The organism is Actinomadura macra NBRC 14102 (assembly GCF_001552215.1).
In the GTDB taxonomy this organism is placed as follows: Bacteria; Actinomycetota; Actinomycetes; order Streptosporangiales; family Streptosporangiaceae; genus Spirillospora; species Spirillospora macra.
This window is the reverse complement of the sequence record NZ_BCQT01000004.1, coordinates 374879-393399: the sequence shown is the minus strand read 5'-3', so window position 1 is coordinate 393399 and position 18521 is coordinate 374879. Positions and strand designations below refer to the sequence as shown.

The following is an 18521-nucleotide window of genomic DNA, read 5'->3' as shown; positions in this document are numbered from 1 at the left end:
TCGGCACCTGGCCACCCCACCGCGGCCCAGGATCGCGGGACGGTGCAATCCTCACGGCACTCGTCGACGCGCTCGGACCAGATTATCACTGCTGCGGACGATTCCTCGGCGTCAACGTGGATCATGATCCTTTTACCGGCCTGATCCGTGGGCTGGTATGCCAGGACTGCAACTCCCGGGTGGACCGATGCCCGCACTTGTCCGGATGCCTCTTCGCCGAGTACCGCAACGCCCCCCCCGCGCTATCCCTCGGCCTGATGTACCCAAGGATTTCCGTCACACTTCGGGCCCACCAGGGACGCATCGACTACACAGGTCTCGCCCCTTTCTCCATCTAAGGCCCACTAAATGACCACCCAATCGCTCACGGGGTGTGGTTTGCCCCACCGGTGGTGCGCCGCAGTCTGGAGGTGAGTAGTGACCTCTGGGCGTTGGGTCGACGGTCAGAAGTCGAGGTTCTCTTCGCTCCAGGTCGCTCCAGCTTGCTCAGCTTGGTCTTGGATTGCGCGGACGGCGGCAGCGTTGGCTGTGAGGTTGAGTTGGAGGTCCACGAGTTGCAGGTCTCCGCCGTATTCGGGGTCGACCGCATCAAGTACGGCCTGGAGGAGATTGGCGAGCTTGCGGCGGGTGTCGTGATGGACGAGGCTCCTGTTGGGTACTTCGAGTTGGTAGCGGCGGTATTCGGCGGGTTCAGGCTGGTCGACAGGTGGTTCGGGGGTAGGGGGTGGTCCGGGGAGGTGAGGTGGTCCGGGAGCAGGAGGCGGCCCGGCGATGGGCGGTTGCGGGTGTCCCGGTGGTCGGGGGGACGGACGGTCGGGTGGGCCGGGAGGCGTCACGGGTATGGCCTTGCGCAGCGACAGCTCCATGGAACCGATCGACAGCTCTTCGGCCGAAGTGATGCGTAGCGTGACGCCGGAGCTATCGACCACTTCGTACGGATCGGGGCCGGTGAGGGTTTGGTAGATGGCGCGGCGGATGTCCTCGACTGCGGGAACCATGGGGAACGCCGGGTTCTTGTAAAACTGCTGGTTGACCTCTTTGAGGGTGGGGTCGCGCGGCATCCGCCTGAGCAGGGTCTTGAGGTAGTCGCCGGAGAGTTTGCCTGGGTATACGGCGCGGGCGTTGTCGACCAGGGCGGCCCACACGTGGGTGCCTTTGAGGGTGGTCTTGGTGTCGTCGTCGAAGCGTTGCCAGTCGACCTCGATGCGGTCGGTGCGGGTGAGGTAGGCGAAGTGCTGGAATGCCTTCTCCAGGTCGTCGTCGACTCGCTTGGTCGCGGTGCGGAGTTCTGCTTGCGCTTCGGCGCGTTTGTCGTCGGCGGGGTCGAGCTGCTTGATGACGGCCTGCCAGGCCAGGACCTCGATGACGCGTTTGCGGACGGTGTCGCGGCGCTGGGTGTTGACGCAGGCGACGACGCAGGACGCGGCATTGTCCACGGGTAGTGCGTGGTCGCCGACGCCGAGCAGTGCTGCGACGTCGTCGCGGGTGGGGGTGTCGCGCCCGTTGTGCAGGGTCCATCGGCGTGGGTCGAGGACGACCAGGCGGGTCTTGCCGTTTTGGTCGACGTCGGCGAACACCTGCGACAGTGCGGTGCCGGGGACGTCGGGCCTGGACACGGTGGTGACCTTTTCGAAGGGGCCGGGGCTGCTGTTGGCGATGGACTGGGCTCTGTCCCACAGGTAGCTGTCGCGTTCGTCTGGCTGGACGGTGCCGCGTGCCTGTTTGTAGAACATCCGCAGGGTCTGGGCGATGGCCAGGTGGTAGCGGGTGGCCGCCCTGCCGGCGGTGGAGTCGGTCACTTCCAGGGCGCCGAGGCCTTCCTCATCGCTGACGAGGGCGTTGAAGACCTCCTCTGCGGCTTGGAATCGGACGGCTGGTGCGTAGACGGCGGCAAGGAGTTCGGGTTTGGTGGCGCCGAGTTTGGCCTGTTCGCGGGGTACCAGGGAGTAGCAGAACAGGGCGGTGGCCATGCGAAGCGCGGGCGATGGTTGCCCCGCGTCGACGTCCCTGCCGGTGAGGATGCGGTCGAGTTCGCGGGCGCGTCCTTGCCGGGCGTCCTTGGTGGTGACGTCGGTGGCGGCGACCTGGCGGTAGCCTTGGATGGCGCGTTCGTTTTCGTGGAGTAGTCCGGAGGACAGCACGTGCTCGATGACGACGTGCAGTGGAAGGTCGCCGACGCCGACCAGGTCAGGTGCCCAGCGGCCTGCGGCGTGCTCACGCATCCAGTGGTAGGCGGTCGCGGAGAAAATCTCGACGGTGGACCGGACACGCTGGAATCCGGCGTGGCGTGACCAGTCCTCACGCACCAGCGCCATCAGGTCCGGGGAGAAGGGGTAGCTGTCGGCCAGCCGGTCACCGAACCCGGCCGTACCTCGCCGGGAGCCTAGACGCCCGAATACCTGATCCTGCCATGCCCCGTGCGTGCTGGTCTCCCAGGCTGAGGCGATTATGGTGGTCGGTAGGTTCTCGGTCCGTTCGAAGAGCCGACGGCGAATGATCGCCGCGAAGTCCTGTGCTTCGGTGACCGACACAGTGGTGCCGTTGCGCTCGATCCGGCTGGCTATGTACGCCCGCAGATCCGCGGCCTCCACGGGATACCCGCGCTCGTCCTGGTCGGAGCGGATCATCACCACGACGAAGGCGACTCGCCCGCCATCGATGTCGTCTACGGCGTCCATCAGGTTGTTGAGGAATGCCTTCTCGCCCGGCATGGTGGGCAGATGCCGCTGGTCGGACAGATCCATCGCATAGTCCATGAGCTCGTCCAGCAGGATCAGCACCGGACGATCGACCGCATTGAGCGCGCGGCCCAAGGCGGCCTTGTTCGGCCCTTCGGCACGGTGCCGGGTGTACAGCTCACGGTCGCCGCGGAACAGCGACCACAGGAACCGTTCGTACAACGTCGTCGCGGGACCGAACTCCGGACTTGGCGCACCGGGTGTCATGTTGTCGGCTGACAGCACCACGGCCCGCGCGTCGGTGAGATCGATCGTGCCGCCCGCCTGCTCTGCCTCATTCTCGATCTGTCGGCCCAACTCCGTCGACAAGAATTCGGCGGGGTCGTTGGCCAGATGGTAGAGACCGACCAGCGCGTGGCTCTTCCCGCCGCCCATCCCTTGATGGAGGTGGAACAGTGCCTTGCCGGTACGGCCGCGTGTGCCGAGACGGCGCGCGACGGCGGCCATGAACAGCACCAAACCTGCGGTCGGTTCGGTGATCTCCGCGTAGTACCGGGGATCGGAATAGGGGACCTCACGGTCGGTGTAGACCGCGCTGTACAGCGACATTTGCAGATCGGCGATCTGGCCGGCCGCGTCGGTGATTTCCGGGCGAAGGGTGAGCACGTCCGCCCAGTGCGGATATGGGGAGGTCATCGGGTGTCCTAGACGTCGAACAGGGTCGGGGTCTTTTCTGGACTGGCATCGATGCGGGCGTTGGCGATGCCCTGCGCGATGTTCTTGACCGCGCTGGCGTTCCGCTGCAGGGCGGCCAAGGTCTTCGCAGTGTCGTCGCTGGGCGGTAGTTGGGCGGCCAGGTCGCCGATGACGGCCCACAGGTGCTCGTCATCGGCGGGGCGTTCCCAACGAGCCAGCACACTTGCCGCCTTTTCGGTGCCTCCTGAGGCGTAGGCGCCGGCCAACGCCCGAGCAACATCGAACTCGGCACTGGCGGCGTCGATGCGGGACGGCGGGTCGAGCAGCAGCCGGAATCCCTTGCTGGTTTCGTCCAGCAGGTCACCGCGGACATCGTCGATCCGGAGGTTGTCGACCTGCGCCAGGAACCGGGCCTCGCCCTTGGCTACGACCGTGCGGCCATGTACCCGCATCCAGAACACCGCGAACCGGGTGATCGCGTCGAAGGTCTCGATCGGGATCTGATCTAGCCGCAGCGCCGTCGCTTCACGCACACAGCGGCGCGCCAGCGTCAGGTACCGCTCTAGCGAAGCGATCTGCCCATCGGGCTGGATTACCGTGGAATACCGGCCGTAGACCTCCATGGCGGGCCCGTAGGCGGCCATCATCTGGTCACCCAGCGTCAAACCTTCATGAGTCCACCGCCGCACCCGTTCCTTGATAGCGTCCGCGACCTCCTTGTCGACCTGCGCAGCGGTTGCCGGTTCCCGTCCGTCTGGGGCGACTCGGCAGCCGATGGTGACCGTGACCTTGATCGATGCCACTCCGGTGTTGGCTGACTCGGTCCGGCTCGGCCACGAACTGGTGATCACGAACCCTGCGTCATGCAGCGCCGCCAAGAGTCTCTTCCACGCATCGGGGTCGGAATGGCCGAACACGACGACGAGGTGGCCCTCAGGGCGCAACACACGGCGGCACTCGCGGAACGCGGTGGACAGGGACGCCTCGTAGAAGTCCTTGTCGTGGCGAACTCTGCCCGGCTCGTGAACCCGCCGGACGATGATCTCGTCGTTCTTGTTCTGCAGGCCGTCCTTGGTACGCGTTGCCTTCGTGTCGAACAAGTCGGGCTCGATGTCGAACAGGATGCGCTTCAGCCACACATGCATGAGGTCGGAGGCGTCCGCGTACTCGATCATGTCGTAGTACGGAGGATCCGTGACGACCGCGTCGACACTGCTGTCTCGGTAAGGCAGTGCCATGGAATTCGCCTGACGGAACCGCGCCGGGGATCCGCGCAGGCCCCGAACGTGAGTCGAGTACGGACGGATCCCCATAGCCGAAATCGAGGACCAGGTTCCCGGGCCCAGGCCAGGTCCGGTTTCAACCCAGTCGAATTGAAAATTTAGGCTCGCTTCATTGGCGAAGAGGTCGGTGACATAGGTTCGATTCTGTGCCGATCCATTGCTTTTTCCTCTTGCTTGGACAGCGCATCCTCGGGTTGAGCGACGGAGCCTTCGTGCGAGAGTGGCTGCGGCAAAGGAAGTTAAGGCCCGTGCATACTCTGGCGTCGCGCCCGCCGAGATCAACTCGGCGTGACAAGTACGGATTGCGCGAACTGTTTCTGAAAATTGAAACGCCTGTCTGTCGCACATGAGTTCACCGAAGGTGCGGTAGCCGTAACCGCTGGCCATTACCGTATGGACGTTTCCCGCCGGGATGGCTTCATCGGGGATGGCGCTCCATGGTCCGAATCCTTCTAGCTTGGTGAGGTCTAAGGATTCCGCTGCCTGGCGTTCTTCGGGGCGCAATGTTCTGAACACGCGCTTGGCTTCACCTTCGGTGTCGATGGCCAGGATAAGTTCGTCCCTGTACTCGCCTGCGATCCCTTTGGACTTGACGGTCTCCAGGCTGTGGACGTGGCCGCAGGGGAAGGGGCATCGTGCGCTCTTGCCCTTGCGTCTTTTGCCGTCGCCAAGTTCGGTGGAGGAATATGTTGGTGATTGCTCTGGATTTCCCTCTATTACCTCGACGCCCCAACTGTCGCCCTCGATCACGAGCCGGAGCGCTTGCCCGGGGTCACGGGTCTTGCGGTAGGGCTGGCGGAGGGTGAAACTTCCGAGGAGGGGAAATCGTCGACCGCATCCATCGCATGGGATGCTAATCGCCCATTGATATCCCCACGGGAACGACCCATCGGGGTTGCGGGGATAGTAGCGTTCCACGGCGGCTCGCATTCGGTCGCCCACCTCGCCGAGAAAGTTTGCGAGATCGGAGATCAGCCGCGGCGTGCTCTCGTCCTCGAAGAGTGTCTTGGGGGGGTCTTTCCGGGACGGCCAAGGCAGCGGGGGTTCGGTGGACCAGTCGCGCATCGGGTAGTCGGCGAGGACCCTGCCTGCGAGCGTGGCCACGGGGCTGAGGTCCAAGCCGACGGCGGTCGCGCCGAGCCGTGCGGCCTCCAAGGGGATCATCCCTCGGCCGGAGAAAACATCAAGGACAACTGGGCTGCCACCGTAGAGTTCAGAGACGGTACCGCCCAGTTTTTCGATCGCGGTGTGGTCTCCGAGGACCGCGGCATCGACCAGGGCGTGTACTCCGGGCTGCTCGGGAAGCAGAGATGTGATCACCGCCGCGCGGGCCTGAGCGATCGGCCGGGACGCGAACCAGGTGAAGATGGCCTTCTCATTGAGACCCGACCCCGTGCTGTTGCCGCATGCTTCGTCGACAGCGGCGCAAGGGAACCAGGTGTCGATGAGTTTGCGGCCGGGGTCGGGGGTCATGGGGTCTCCATCAGGCGGCGAAGCCGGGATACGGGGATCGTGAAGCGTTGGATCAGTCTTGGTCCGGCGAGTGTTCCGGCGGGGTCTTGGCAGCGGATTACGACAGCCGGTTCGGACGCGCAGTGCAGCACCACGTAAAGCCAGTAGTCGTTGCCGCGTTGCTGGGCTTGGGCCCATTCGTGCTGTTCGAGGACCACCGGCCGCAGGTCGCCTGCGAACCCCTTGACTTCGATCAGTCGTTGATCGGTGGTACCGGGCCGCTGCGCGAGCAGGTCGTATCCGAGGCCGGCGGTTTGCCGGTCGTCGACGACCCAGCCGAGTCCTTCGAGTTCGGCGACCACGGTGGCGACGGCGAGCGTTTCGGAATCGGGGTCGCGGCCCAACTCCTCGGCACGTGCGCCGCCGGCCACCTGAATCCATCCCAGGGATGTCGGGCTGGAGTGGGTGACGGCATCGATCAGGTCGAGCTGCGCGAGACGGTCGGCCTTGATGGTCTCGAACCGGTCGAGCGCTTCTCTCTTGGGAGCGGGTGGCAGGCCCCGGATCTGGCGTTTGTAGCGGCGTTCGATGTCGCCGAGGTCGGCACGTGTCTTGGCCGTGATCGCCTGTTGCCGCTGCTGCATGGCGGCGGCTTCGGTGGCGACGGACTCGCGGGCAGCGTCGTCGGCTTCGAAACGTGCGGCCGGCTCCGGAGGAGCCGAGGAGACGGTGGAGGCGGCCAGGTTCATCACCGATTCCCATGCCGTGGGGAACGCGCCCGCGCCCGAGTAGCGGATCAGGAACGGCACGGTGCGTCGAGCACGGTGGAGACCGTCGTGATGCTCCAGGTCGGCGGTGTACACGAACAGGGTGTAGCCGGTGAGGGAGGCCAGGTCGACGGCGGCGGCGCCGGCGAGCAGGTCGGTCTCACATCGGCGGACCGCGCGCTCGACCAACTCCTGGAACGGTTCCTCGGTGGGGCCGAACACCACGACATCTTTGGCGCGGCCGAACTGTTCCTTCTTGGCTTTCGCCACGGCGTCCGCGTCGGCTGCGATCAGGCATTCGCGTCCCCCGCCGAATGACTCGGGCAGGACACTGCCGGTGGCGCCGATGCTGAGGATGCGGATGCCGGGCGTGGGCCCGGTCGTCACATCCCATCCTTCGACCTCGGCGGCGTGGTCGATGAACGCCGACACGATCACCGGATTGATGGCCTGGAGACGGTCCGCGGCGAGTCGCTGCAATACCTCGTCATGGTCGACCGGTGTTTTCAGCCGGTCCTCATCGGTGACGATCTCCTTGGCGCGGGCGATCAGAGTCTGGGTGTCCGGCACTGCTGCGATGACGTTCCCCACTGCGTCGGGCTCACGGTAGGCCGCAGCCATGGCGGCGCCGAAGTCGAACCCGGCCTGGTCGACGGTGGCGTCCAGCAGGTCGTACAGACGACCGTCCAACGCTCGGGAGGCGGCGGTCAGGTTCTCCAGCATGACCCGCTGGACCCGGCCTTCCCGGGTGCCGGGAGCGACCAGGTGGTAGACGAACACGTCGTGCTCCTGGCCGATCCGGTGGAGCCGCCCGGCTCGCTGCTCCAGCCGAACCAGGCTCCAGGGGATGTCCCAGTCGATCATCACGTGCGCGGATTGCAGGTCGATGCCCTCGCCGCCAGCGTCCGTGGACACCAGCACCTGGAATTGCCCGCCCAAGAACCGCAGTTGGAGGTCCTCCCGGCCGCGCTGGTCGACGCTCCCCTCCAGGACCTCTGTGCTGAATCCAGCAGTGGTGAAAACCTCTGCCAGCCACCTGGCGGTGTCGGTGAACTCGGTGAACACCAACAGCTGACCGGCACCTGGACTGATCCCGTGCCGTGTCATGATCTCGTGGGCGGTTCGCCATTTCGCAGGCTCGTCGCTGGCGGTCATGGCACGCTCCAGCTGCCCGATCACCGCATCGACGACCTCTAGTTCGGCGCGCCTGTCCCGGCTCCGGGCCTCAAGCACCGCCTGCTCGGCTTCCTGCCAGGCATCGTCGGAGTCCAGATCGGCCCGGGAAAAATCAGGCCGGTCGAAACCATCGGGCGGCACCCGGGCGACCCTGCCGATCTGGCTGCCCGACAGCGCGGAGCGGCGGCGCCGCAACGTCTCCAGCGCTGCGGTCACCGACGATGCGGCGCGTTTGCCGTAGATGGACCGCGCGAGCACCGAATCGGCCGAATACCAGGTGGTGACGTAGTCCATCACCGCCTCGTAGGCGTCGGACTCGGCTGGGGACAGGAACACCTCGCAGGTCTCGGCGTAGCGGGCGCGAAACAGTCTGGCGCCCGTGAGATCGCGCAGGTCCTCCTTCATCCGGCGCAGGAAGTTGTCGCGCCCTGGCCGCAGCGCGGTGTCGTAGGTGCGGACCGCGTCGTCCCAGGGGTAGATCGCCGGGTCCAGCAGGTTCAACAGCGCCCTGAAATAATGCTCCTTGCCGCGGTGCGGGGTGGCCGTCAGCAGCAGCAGGTGATGGGTGACCTCCGACAGTTGCCGCGCCGCACCCAGGTACTGCGAGGTCGGTGTCAGACGGTGCGCCTCATCGAACACCGCCAGGGACCACGACGCGCGGCTGCCGACGACCTTGCGGCGCACATCGGTGTTGTAGGTGTACAGATCCAGCGACACGATCCACACACCGACGTCGTCACGCAGATCGAGCGGGTCCCGGCCGATCTCCGCTGTGATCGGATGCGCGTGAATACCGAAGAACCGTTCGAGTTCCCGCACCCATTTACCTACCAGGTGAGCGGGAACGATGATGACCGTTTTGCCCGGGATGAGGCTGCGTCGCTGTCCTTCGGCCAGGTACATGCCAGTCATCAGCGTCTTACCGGTGCCCGGTTCGTCCGCCAATAGGAACCGCAGCCGGGGCTGAGACAGCATTACCCCGAACACCGCGTCGTCCTGATGTGCGTACGGGCGTAACGGACGTGTTGCCAATACCGCAGACCGGATCCGCGGGATGGCCCACCGCATCCACTGAGCCCACACCGCAGTGATCGCCCGACCGCTGCCACCGCTCCCGTCCGACGTCGGCACCTTGCATGACGCGACATCCCCCAGCCGGACGAACACCTCCACAAGCCCGCGGGACGGAGACCTCACAACACAGTCGAACCCGGCGCGCGTCGGAGTCGAGGCGACGACGGTCACCACCTCGCCGTCGATGAGGAGCCGCTCGTCCCTGGCGATCTCCACCGCAACCTCCTCTCGACTACCCGAAGCGACCGAGCGACGGAGAATTACCTTTCCATGAAGGAGCGTATGAAATCACCCGTTTCCACCACTCGTTCAATGCGGTTGTTCAACGAAGCGGGTACATGCGGCCCCGCAAGCGAGACATATCGCCCATGCGTGAGTCCTTCGTGGAGGCAACAGTCCAAGTCACCACGGTTTGCTGACTCCCCGTGTGCGTTGACTCGACCAGTTCCATCGTGCGGATCCAACAGATGACCCCGGTGGCCACCATCGGCCTTAAACAATGAGCAAACCGGAAGGCCGAGCGGGCAACTGGTGGTTGCCGGAGAAGGTGTGGCGTCGACCTGTCAGGCTGGGGGCCGCAAGTGAGCAGGCGGCGCAGCACCTCGGCGTGGGTAGGCTCCGGCGGCTGCGCGGGCGCGTACGTTCGCGGGCGAGACGATCCCACATGTGACCTTGGTGGTACTCGTCGACGGTTTACTCATGGTGCAGCCAGATCCTCGTGGGGCATGAGCGTGCAGGGGGCAGATGTGGACGAACGGGCGGGCAGGTGCCGGGTATGCGGGCGAGGCCCGGCTGACCACTGGATCGACGGTGAAGGCCCGCTGTGCGAACCCTGCGCGGAGGCGCGGATCGCCGCGGTGACGGGGTGGCCTCGGCTGCCGGACGCGCCGCCTCCGGTTCCCATCACCGGTGGGGACGGTCGGCGGCATCTGATGCGGTACCGGCTCTGGCGTGCCCCGACGGGCATCTCGGTGCGCCTTTACGAGGACGGCGTCCCCGAGGGCGAGGGCTATGCGTTCCGTGCTCTCGGGGACCACGACGCCGACATCGCGGCGTTGGCTGAGGCAGTACGGGCGCAGGCCGAAATCGAGATGAGCCACCGCTACCTGAAGCCTGGCCCGGACGGAGCCGGGTGGCAGGTCGCCGGTGAGGAGGTCGCGGGGGCCTGGAGGTCGATGCCGACCTGGGCGGGGGTCTGCTCACCATGGTGGTTGATGGGCGCGTCTTGTCGTGGGAGCAACTGGGCGAAGCCCTCGGCCTGTCCTTCGAGGGCTGGCGGTTCCGGATCCAGCTCGATGACCCGTCATTGGACCTGCGCTCCGCGACCGACTGGGATGACTCCCACCCGGACGGCGACCATTGACCGACCGTGACACCGACGAACCCGCCGATCGGGGCGCAGCCAGATGCAGCGGTTGTTGAACCAGGCCCGCTGGGATCCCCGGGGCATGCGCGAGGACCTGCGCGAGTACGTGTTCCAGGAGCTCGGGGATCAGGCGGGTGTGCTGATCGTGGACGAGACCGGGTTCATCAAGAAGGGCACCGGTTCGGCCGGGGTGCAGCGGCAGTACTCTGGCACTGCCGGGCGGGTGGAGAACTGCCAGCTCGGAGTCTTCCTGGCCTATGCCTCCCCGCGCGGACGGGCGCTGATCGACGCCGAGCTGTACCTGCCCAAGCCGTGGCTGGCCGACCGTGCCCGCTGCGCTCAGGCCGGTATCGGCGAAGACCGGAAGTTCGCGACCAAGCCCGTGCTGGCGCAGGCGATGATTGCACGTGCTCTGGACGAAGGCGCCCCGGCCGGGTGGATCGCGGCTGATGAGGCCTACGGCCAGGACCACAAGTTCCGTGCCTTCCTGGAGAAGCGGCAGGTCGGATACGTGGTCGCCGCTCCCAGAGCCAGTCGCTGCGCGCCGGCGTCGGCTATGGCACCAGCGGCCTGCGGGCCGACGATGTGACCGCCGATGCACCCGAGCGGGCGTGGAAACGACTGTCGGTGGGAGACGGCGCCAAAGGCCCGCGCTCGTATGACTGGGCGATGGCCACCCTCGCACCGCATCCCGATGACGACCTTGGTGGCCAGGCATCCTTTGGCCGCTGGCTGCTGGTTCGCCGCATCCTCACCCCCGACGACGAGGGTGAACTGGGGCTGGCCTACTACCTGTGCTTCGGCTCCGCCGAAACCACGATCGACCAGCTCGCAAGTGTGGCCGGTGCCCGCTGGGCGATCGAGGAATGCTTCCAGTCCGCCAAGAACGAGGTCGGTCTGGACCAGTACTAGGTCAGACGCTTCGACGGCTGGCACCGACACATCACCCTGGCCATGCTCGCCCACGCCTACCTGGCCGTCACCGCCGCCCGTGCCCCAAAAGCACATGCGGCCTGGTCCCCCTCACCCCAGCCGAGATCCGCCGTCTCCTGGCACACCTGACCAGCGCCGCCAACCGCACCCTCGACCACGCCCTGGCCTGGTCGGCCCTGCGCCGCACCCGCCAAGCCCGCGCCCGCAGCACCCACTACTGGAAACGCTGGCTGCGCCACAACGTCATACAAATTTAGTTACGAAGGCTGATAGTAGTACTAGGCCGCTGTGGTCGGGGGAGTAGAGGAGAGAGCGCGGGATCTGGACGTGACCGCGGGGCGCCCTGCCGCTTCTGGGGGCCGTCATCGGGACGGTGCCTTCTGCGCGTGGAGCTCGCCGAGGCGGTAGTGATCCGTCCTGCGAGGCGAGGGTGAAATGTCCGGTCCCCACTGAGTCCCCAGATAGCCGCCGCTCGTGGCTCTCAGTTGCACCGGGCTGCACACGTGAAAAAACCCGCTCGGCCTGTTCTTCCAGGTCGTTGCGGGTTTCGGGTGGTTATCTCGGGGTGCCCCCTGCAGGATTCGAACCTGCGCACACGGCTCCGGAGGCCGTTGCTCTATCCCCTGAGCTAAGGGGGCTTGCGCGCTGGTGGGCGGCGCGAGAAGAAGGCTACCAGGGTTGGCGGGTTGACGCGCACGTGGACGTTCGCCGTGCGTTGGGGGGACGAGTCGACTAACTTCGAGGCCGTGACCGAGCCACTGGGACGCGTGCTGGTCGTCGATGATGACGAGGTGATCCGCCAGCTCATCGCCGTGAACCTGCAGTTGGAGGGGTTCGAGGTGTGGACCGCGGTGGACGGGCAGGACTGCCTGGACAAGGTGGTGGAGGTTGCGCCGGACGTGATCACGCTGGACGTGATGATGCCGCGGCTGGACGGGTGGGTCACGGCGATCCGGTTGCGGGAGGATCCGGAGACCGAGCACATCAGGGTCGTGATGATCACGGCGCGCGCGCAGGAGCATGATGTGCGGCGGGGGCACGAGATCGGTGTCGACGCTTATGTGACCAAGCCTTTCGATCCGAACCAGCTGATCCAGACGGTGCGGAAGCTCGCGGCTGTGTCCAGATAGTGGTCGGATAGTCTCGCCAGGGTGACTCCAGCCGGTGTGGGCGATGCCCTTGTGGCCGCGGTTCGCGATGCCGTGGCGCAGGGGGAGCTTGATGTGCCTGTGCCGGAGGAGGTCCTCGTTTTCTGTGGTGGGGCCGGGGTTTTCGAGAGTCCTGTGGCGTTGAGGTTGGGTGTCGATCCCGGGGTGATCGCGCGGCGGGTCGGGGGGACCGTTACCGGGCGCGGGTTCGTGCGGGTCGAGGTCGGGGCCGGGGCTCTTGTGGACGGGGTTCTGCGGGACCCCGGATATGGGCTTGCCGGCGTGCCGTCGGGTGGGTGGGACGAGTGGCCGAGGACGTTTGAGAATCCCGGGTTCGCCGTGCGTTATGCCTATGCCCGCGCTTGTTGGGTGGGGCGCTGGGTGCGGGAGTTGGGGATTCGGCGCGGGGTCTTCGGGGCGCCGACGTCTGAGGAGTCGTCCTTGGTGGCGGCGCTTGGGGACATGCCTGGACGGGCGGCTCAGGCCGAGCGGGAACGGGATGCCGGGGCGTTGGTGTTCTGTTTGGAGAGGTTGGCCGGGGCGTACCACGACGTGCATGAGCGGTGTTCCGCCGTGCCGAAGGGTGACGAGAAACCCGGGGCGGTGCATGCTGGCCGGGCCAGTTTGGCGGAGGCTGCGCGCATCGCCCTCGGCAACGGACTGAACATGATCGGTGAGACCCCTAGAGAGCGGATATGAGTCGAGTTCACCCTGCCGGGCAACGGCACGCGGACGTCCTGCCCGAAGACCACCCGGCGCAGCCGGCGGACGATCTGAATGCTCTGGACCCGCATATCTGGCCGCGCAATTCCCGGCGGGAGGAGGGCGTCGTCACCGTGGGGGGTGTCGACGTTCGGGATTTGGCGGAGGAGTACGGGACGCCTCTGTATGTGTACGACGAGGAGGACGTGCGGAGCCGGGCCCGGGAGTATGCGGCGGCGTTCCATGACGGGGACGTGCACTACGCGGGTAAGGCGTTCCTCTGTGTGGCCATGGCCAAGTGGCTGGATGAGGAAGGGCTCGGGCTGGACGTGTGCAGTGGGGGTGAGCTAGCGGTCGCTCTGGCCGCGGGGTTCCCTGCCGAGCGCATTACCTTGCACGGGAGTAACAAGTCGTCCTCTGAGTTGGAGAGGGCTCTGGAGGTGGGTGTCGGACGGATCGTTCTCGATTCGTACGAGGAGATTGCGCGGTTGGGGTATCTGGCCCAGGAACTTGGGGCGAGGCCCAAGGTGATGGTGCGCGTTACTACTGGGGTTGAGGCGCACACCCATGAATTCATCGCGACGGCTCATGACGACCAGAAGTTCGGGTTTTCCCGGAGTTCTGGGGCTGCCCTGGAGGCCGTCCGGCGGGTTATGGATCTTGAGCAGCTTGAGCTTGTGGGTCTGCACAGCCATATCGGGTCGCAGATCTTCGATGTGGACGGGTTCGAGGTGGCGGCCCACCGGTTGGCCGAGTTGCTCGTCGCCATCAGGGACGAGCACGGGATCGAGCTTCCGGAGCTGGATCTGGGCGGTGGGTATGGGATCGCCTACGTGCCGGGGGAGGAGCCCCACGACCCCAAGGCGATCGCGGACGGGCTGAGGGCGATCGTGGCGCGCGAGTGCCGGGCGTATGAACTCTCCATGCCGCGCCTGACCGTCGAGCCGGGACGGGCGATCGTGGGGCCGGGAGGCGTGACCGTGTACGAGGTCGGAACGGTCAAGGACGTCGAGGGTCTGCGGACGTACGTGTCCGTGGACGGGGGGATGAGCGACAACCTGCGTACTGCCTTGTACGGCGCCGAGTACACCGCCGTCCTGGCGAGCCGTACGTCGGACGCTGCGCCGATGCTCAGTAGGCTTGTCGGAAAGCACTGCGAAAGCGGGGACATCGTGGTGCGAGACCTATGGTTGCCCGAAGATCTTGCGGCGGGGGACCTGGTGGCGGTGGCGGCGACCGGTGCGTACTGTCGGTCGATGGCAAGCAACTACAACCACGTCCTGAAGCCCGCCGTGGTGGCGGTGCGGGACGGCAGGTCACGAGTGATCGTCCGCCGGGAGAGCATGGAGGACCTGCTGCGGCTTGATGCGGAGGTCGAAGCGTGAAACACGAACGTGGTCCGTTGCGGGTGGCGCTGCTCGGATGCGGTGTCGTCGGCACGGAGGTCGTGCGGCTGCTTCGGGAGCAGGCGGACGACCTGGCCGCGCGTGTGGGGACGCCGTTGGAGCTGGCGGGGATCGCGGTGCGGCGGCCGGACAAGGTCCGTGCCGGCGTCGACCGGGACCTGCTGACCACGGACGCCCAGTCGCTGGTGACCAGGGATGACGTCGACATCGTGGTCGAGGTGATCGGCGGCATCGAGCCGGCCCGCACGCTGATGCTGGGGGCGATGAAGACCGGCAAGTCCGTCATCACCGCCAACAAGGCGCTGCTCGCCGAGGATGGCGCGACCCTGTTCGCGGCGGCGCGGGAGTACGGAGCGGACCTCTACTACGAGGCTTCTGTGGCGGGAGCCATTCCCCTTTTGCGGCCCCTAAGGGAGTCCCTGGTCGGCGACCATGTTCACCGGGTGCTCGGCATAGTGAACGGTACGACCAACTACATCCTCGACCAGATGGACACCCACGGGGCCGGTTTCAACGATGCGCTGGAGGAGGCGCAGGCTCTCGGCTACGCGGAGGCCGATCCGACGGCGGACGTGGAGGGTTTCGACGCGGCGGCCAAGGCGGCGATCCTGGCGCAGTTGGCGTTCCACACTCCCGTGACCGCGGCGGACGTTCACCGTGAGGGGATCACTGAGGTGAGCGCCGCGGACGTGGCGGGCGCGAAGGGGATGGACTGCGTCGTCAAGCTGCTGGCCATCTGTGAACGGGTTCCCTCGGCGGACGGGCGCAATGGCCGTGGCGTGTCGGTCCGCGTCTATCCGGCCATGATCCCGCGGTCGCATCCGTTGGCGAGCGTCCGTGAGGCGTACAACGCGGTGTTCGTGGAGGCGGAGTCCGCCGGGTCGCTCATGTTCTATGGCGCGGGTGCGGGTGGGGCTCCGACGGCGTCGGCGATCCTGGGTGATCTGGTCGCGGTCGCGCGGAACGTGGCCGGCGGAACGCCCGGCCCGGTGGAAGTGACGTACGCCAAGCTGCCCGTCCTGCCGATGGGTGAGACGGTGACCCGCTACTACATCCAATTGGACGTGGCAGACGAAGCAGGAGTGCTCGCCACGGTCGCGGAGGAGTTCGCCCAGCACGGTGTCTCGATACAGGCCGTCCGGCAGGTCGGTCTTGGCGAGGAGGCCAAACTCGTGGTCGTGACCCACCGGGCGCCGGACGCGGCACTGTCGACGACGGTCGAGGGATTGCGGGGCCTGGACATCGTCCGCGAGGTGGCGAGCGTGATGCGCGTCGAGGGCGAGGAGTGACCGTCCGGGACGAAACCGAGGTGCGGCCGCCGGCCGGGCGGGGTCGGAAAGCGACCGTCGCCGTGGACGGGCCGACGGCGTCGAGTCCGTGGTCGTCCCGCTAGAATTCGCAGGACATCGCAGGTCATCAAGGAGAGCGACGTGAACGCGAACACTCGGTCGTGGCGTGGTCTGATCGAGGAGTACCGTGACCGCCTGCCGGTGACGGCCGCGACGCCCGTCGTCACCCTGCTGGAGGGCGGCACCCCGCTGCTTCCGGCGAACCGGGTGTCGCAGTTGACCGGCTGCGAGGTACACCTCAAGGTCGAGGGCGCGAACCCGACCGGTTCCTTCAAGGACCGCGGGATGACGATGGCGATCAGCAAGGCCGCCGAGGACGGCGCCAAGGCGGTCATCTGCGCGTCCACCGGGAACACGTCGGCGTCGGCCGCGGCGTACGCGGTGCGGGCGGGCATGACCTGCGCGGTCCTCGTTCCCAACGGCAAGATCGCCATGGGCAAGCTCGCGCAGGCGCTGGTGCACGGGGCCAGGCTGCTCCAGGTGGACGGCAATTTCGACGACTGCCTGGAACTCGCCCAGAAGCTGTCGGTCGACTACCCCGTCGCCCTGGTCAACTCGGTCAACAAGTACCGCCTGCAAGGTCAGAAGACCGCCGCGTTCGAGATCGTGGACGCGCTGGGCGACGCACCGGACGTCCATTGCCTGCCTGTGGGGAACGCGGGCAACATCTCCGCCTACTGGATGGGCTACAAGGAGTACGCCGCCGACGAGGTGGCCTCCAGGACGCCGCGCATGCTGGGCTTCCAGGCGAGCGGCGCCGCGCCGTTCGTGAAGGGCGGGCCCGTCCTGAAGCCGCAGACGATCGCCACGGCGATCCGGATCGGCAATCCCGCGTCCTGGAACCTGGCCATCGCCGCGCGGGACGAGTCGGGTGGGGCGATCGACTCGGTCACCGACCGGCAGATCCTGGCCGCCTACCGGTTGCTGGCCAGGGAGGAGGGCGTCTTCGTGGAGCCCGCCTCCGCGGCGAGCGTGGCCGGGCTCCTGCAAGCGGCTCAGCAGGGCGTCGTGGAGCCCGGCTCCAAGGTCGTCTGCACGGTGACCGGCAACGGTCTCAAGGACCCCGACTGGGCGATCTCCGGCGCTCCCGCCCCGACCGTCGTGAAAGTCGACGCGCACGCCGCCGCGTCCGCCCTGGGCCTTACTTAGGCGCCGGCGCATATCCGTGCAGCGCTTCACGGATATGCATTTCCCGCGGCTTGGGGGCCCGGGTATTGGCGGCTTGTCGGTGTGTCGGTGTTACCCGGCCGGACGCAGTTACTTCTAAGGGGGCGGCGATGAGGTGGCCGAACGAGCCGGTGCTGGTGCGGACGCCGGCGACCAGCGCCAACCTGGGCCCGGGCTTCGACTCGCTGGGGCTCGCGTTGTCGCTCTACGACGACGTCGAGGTCGCGGTGACAGGCGACGGGCTGTCCATCGAGGTGGACGGGGAGGGCGCGGAGGTCGCAGACAGGGGAGACCGGCATCTCATCGTGAGAGTGCTGCGCCGGACATTCGGTGTGCTCGACGAACTCGCGGAGGCCGGACCCGGCCATGCCCTGGGCCAGCCGAAGGGAATCAGGCTGCGATGCCAGAACCGGATTCCGCACAGCCGTGGTCTGGGGTCGTCCTCGGCCGCGATCGTTGCGGGCATTGTCGCGGCGCGCGCGCTGCACCCGTTCGGTGAACTCCTCGATGATGAGGCCGCGCTGCGTCTCGCCACCGATATCGAAGGGCATCCAGACAATGTCGCGCCCTGCCTGGCGGGCGGCTTGACCATCGCCTGGACGACCCCGGACGGACCCAAACTGGTTCGGCTGGAGTCGCAGGTCAAGCGGGTCATGGCGTTCGTCCCAGAGCAGCGCTTGGCCACTGAGCGCGCGCGCGGACTGCTCCCAGAGACCGTCCCGCACGGCGACGCCGCCGCCAACGCCGGACGTGCCGCTCTATTGATAGCCGCCCTCACCGGCGGACTGGGCGATGCGGTACTCCTGGACGCGACAGAGGACCGACTCCATCAGGACTACCGGGCGCCCGCCATGCCCGGCTCGGCGGAACTCGTCGCCGGGTTGCGTGCGGCGGGTGTGCCGGCAGTGATTTCCGGGGCAGGTCCTACTGTCCTGGCCTTCACAACCGCATCACAAGTTGATTCGATGGACTCGGAAGTGGGTAATGGGTGGCACGAACACCCGTTGGACGTCGCGTCCCGTGGTGCCCGCGTCGTGGCCGGTGGAGCACAGGTCCGGCCGTGACGCCGGTGTCGAGGGCCGGGGGCGGGGCGACGCTCCGGCCGGTGCGTGTTCCGGCAAGATCCAGCTAGGTAAAATGCGAAGACATCGACCTCTGGGGAATAGCAGTGTGCCCTGGTGATGTTAGGCTGAATGCCGCACCAGATGCCCCGTTCGGGGCAGCGTGCTCGTCAGCCGCGCGTCACCTGTTCGACCCTTCGGTCGTGTTGGTCCCGCGTACCAGGCTCCCCGACACCGTGACATTCCGTTGTCAGGCTTTCCAG

The 18521-nt window shown here is 66.7% G+C and carries 10 protein-coding genes, 1 tRNA gene and 2 pseudogenes; 9 read left to right on the top strand and 4 right to left on the bottom strand.

The features are described 5' to 3' along the window. Positions 1-443: 443 nt before the first annotated feature. The 3 genes from AMA02S_RS06615 to AMA02S_RS06605 are packed head-to-tail and all read right to left on the bottom strand — an operon-like array spanning position 444 to position 9342. Positions 444-3374, bottom strand: a complete 2931-nt coding sequence (locus AMA02S_RS06615; protein ID WP_067453152.1) for a DUF499 family protein — start codon at positions 3372-3374, stop codon at positions 444-446. 8 nt (positions 3375-3382) lie between these two features. After that, positions 3383-6130, bottom strand: coding sequence for a hypothetical protein (locus AMA02S_RS41425; RefSeq protein ID WP_157430421.1), 2748 nt, complete (start codon positions 6128-6130; stop codon positions 3383-3385). Further along, complete coding sequence (locus tag AMA02S_RS06605) at positions 6127-9342, bottom strand: helicase-related protein (protein WP_067453147.1); 3216 nt, start codon at positions 9340-9342, stop codon at positions 6127-6129. The genes AMA02S_RS41425 and AMA02S_RS06605 overlap by 4 nt, the downstream gene beginning before the upstream one ends. Before the next feature lie 509 nt (positions 9343-9851). Between AMA02S_RS06605 and AMA02S_RS45265 the strand changes: the two are divergent. From AMA02S_RS45265 to AMA02S_RS45260, 3 genes and pseudogenes are all read left to right on the top strand, one after another. Next, positions 9852-10202 (top strand): annotated as a pseudogene (locus AMA02S_RS45265) (DUF7686 domain-containing protein); the annotation flags it as partial. An 89-nt stretch (positions 10203-10291) separates the two neighbouring features. Further along, positions 10292-10489, top strand: coding sequence for a DUF7713 domain-containing protein (locus AMA02S_RS41420; protein ID WP_439951585.1), 198 nt, complete (start codon positions 10292-10294; stop codon positions 10487-10489). A 40-nt stretch (positions 10490-10529) separates the two neighbouring features. After that, positions 10530-11554, top strand: a pseudogene (locus tag AMA02S_RS45260) (IS701 family transposase); the annotation flags it as partial. 437 nt (positions 11555-11991) lie between these two features. Here the strand turns inward: AMA02S_RS45260 and AMA02S_RS06590 are convergent. Further along, a tRNA-Arg gene (locus AMA02S_RS06590) sits at positions 11992-12063 on the bottom strand. 129 nt (positions 12064-12192) lie between these two features. Here AMA02S_RS06590 and AMA02S_RS06585 point away from each other — a divergent pair. The 6 genes from AMA02S_RS06585 to thrB all read left to right on the top strand — a co-directional run bounded on the left by AMA02S_RS06585 (position 12193) and on the right by thrB (position 18261). After that, positions 12193-12555 carry a response regulator gene (locus AMA02S_RS06585; protein WP_067453971.1) on the top strand — a complete coding sequence of 121 codons (363 nt, stop codon included), beginning with the start codon at positions 12193-12195 and terminating at the stop codon, positions 12553-12555. 36 nt (positions 12556-12591) lie between these two features. Next, positions 12592-13272, top strand: coding sequence for a DALR anticodon-binding domain-containing protein (locus AMA02S_RS06580; RefSeq protein ID WP_067453140.1), 681 nt, complete (start codon positions 12592-12594; stop codon positions 13270-13272). Next, positions 13269-14660 (top strand): diaminopimelate decarboxylase, encoded by a 1392-nt coding sequence (gene lysA / locus AMA02S_RS06575; protein ID WP_067453139.1) that lies wholly within the window; start codon positions 13269-13271, stop codon positions 14658-14660. The genes AMA02S_RS06580 and lysA overlap by 4 nt, the downstream gene beginning before the upstream one ends. A 23-nt stretch (positions 14661-14683) precedes the next feature. Next, positions 14684-15970: a homoserine dehydrogenase gene (locus AMA02S_RS06570; RefSeq protein ID WP_067453968.1), complete on the top strand. Its 1287-nt coding sequence runs from the start codon at positions 14684-14686 to the stop codon at positions 15968-15970. 141 nt (positions 15971-16111) lie between these two features. Beyond that, positions 16112-17179 (top strand): threonine synthase, encoded by a 1068-nt coding sequence (gene thrC, locus AMA02S_RS06565; RefSeq protein ID WP_067453137.1) that lies wholly within the window; start codon positions 16112-16114, stop codon positions 17177-17179. A gap of 128 nt (positions 17180-17307) precedes the next feature. Then, positions 17308-18261: a homoserine kinase gene (gene thrB, locus AMA02S_RS06560; protein WP_067453134.1), complete on the top strand. Its 954-nt coding sequence runs from the start codon at positions 17308-17310 to the stop codon at positions 18259-18261. Positions 18262-18521: the final 260 nt, after the last annotated feature.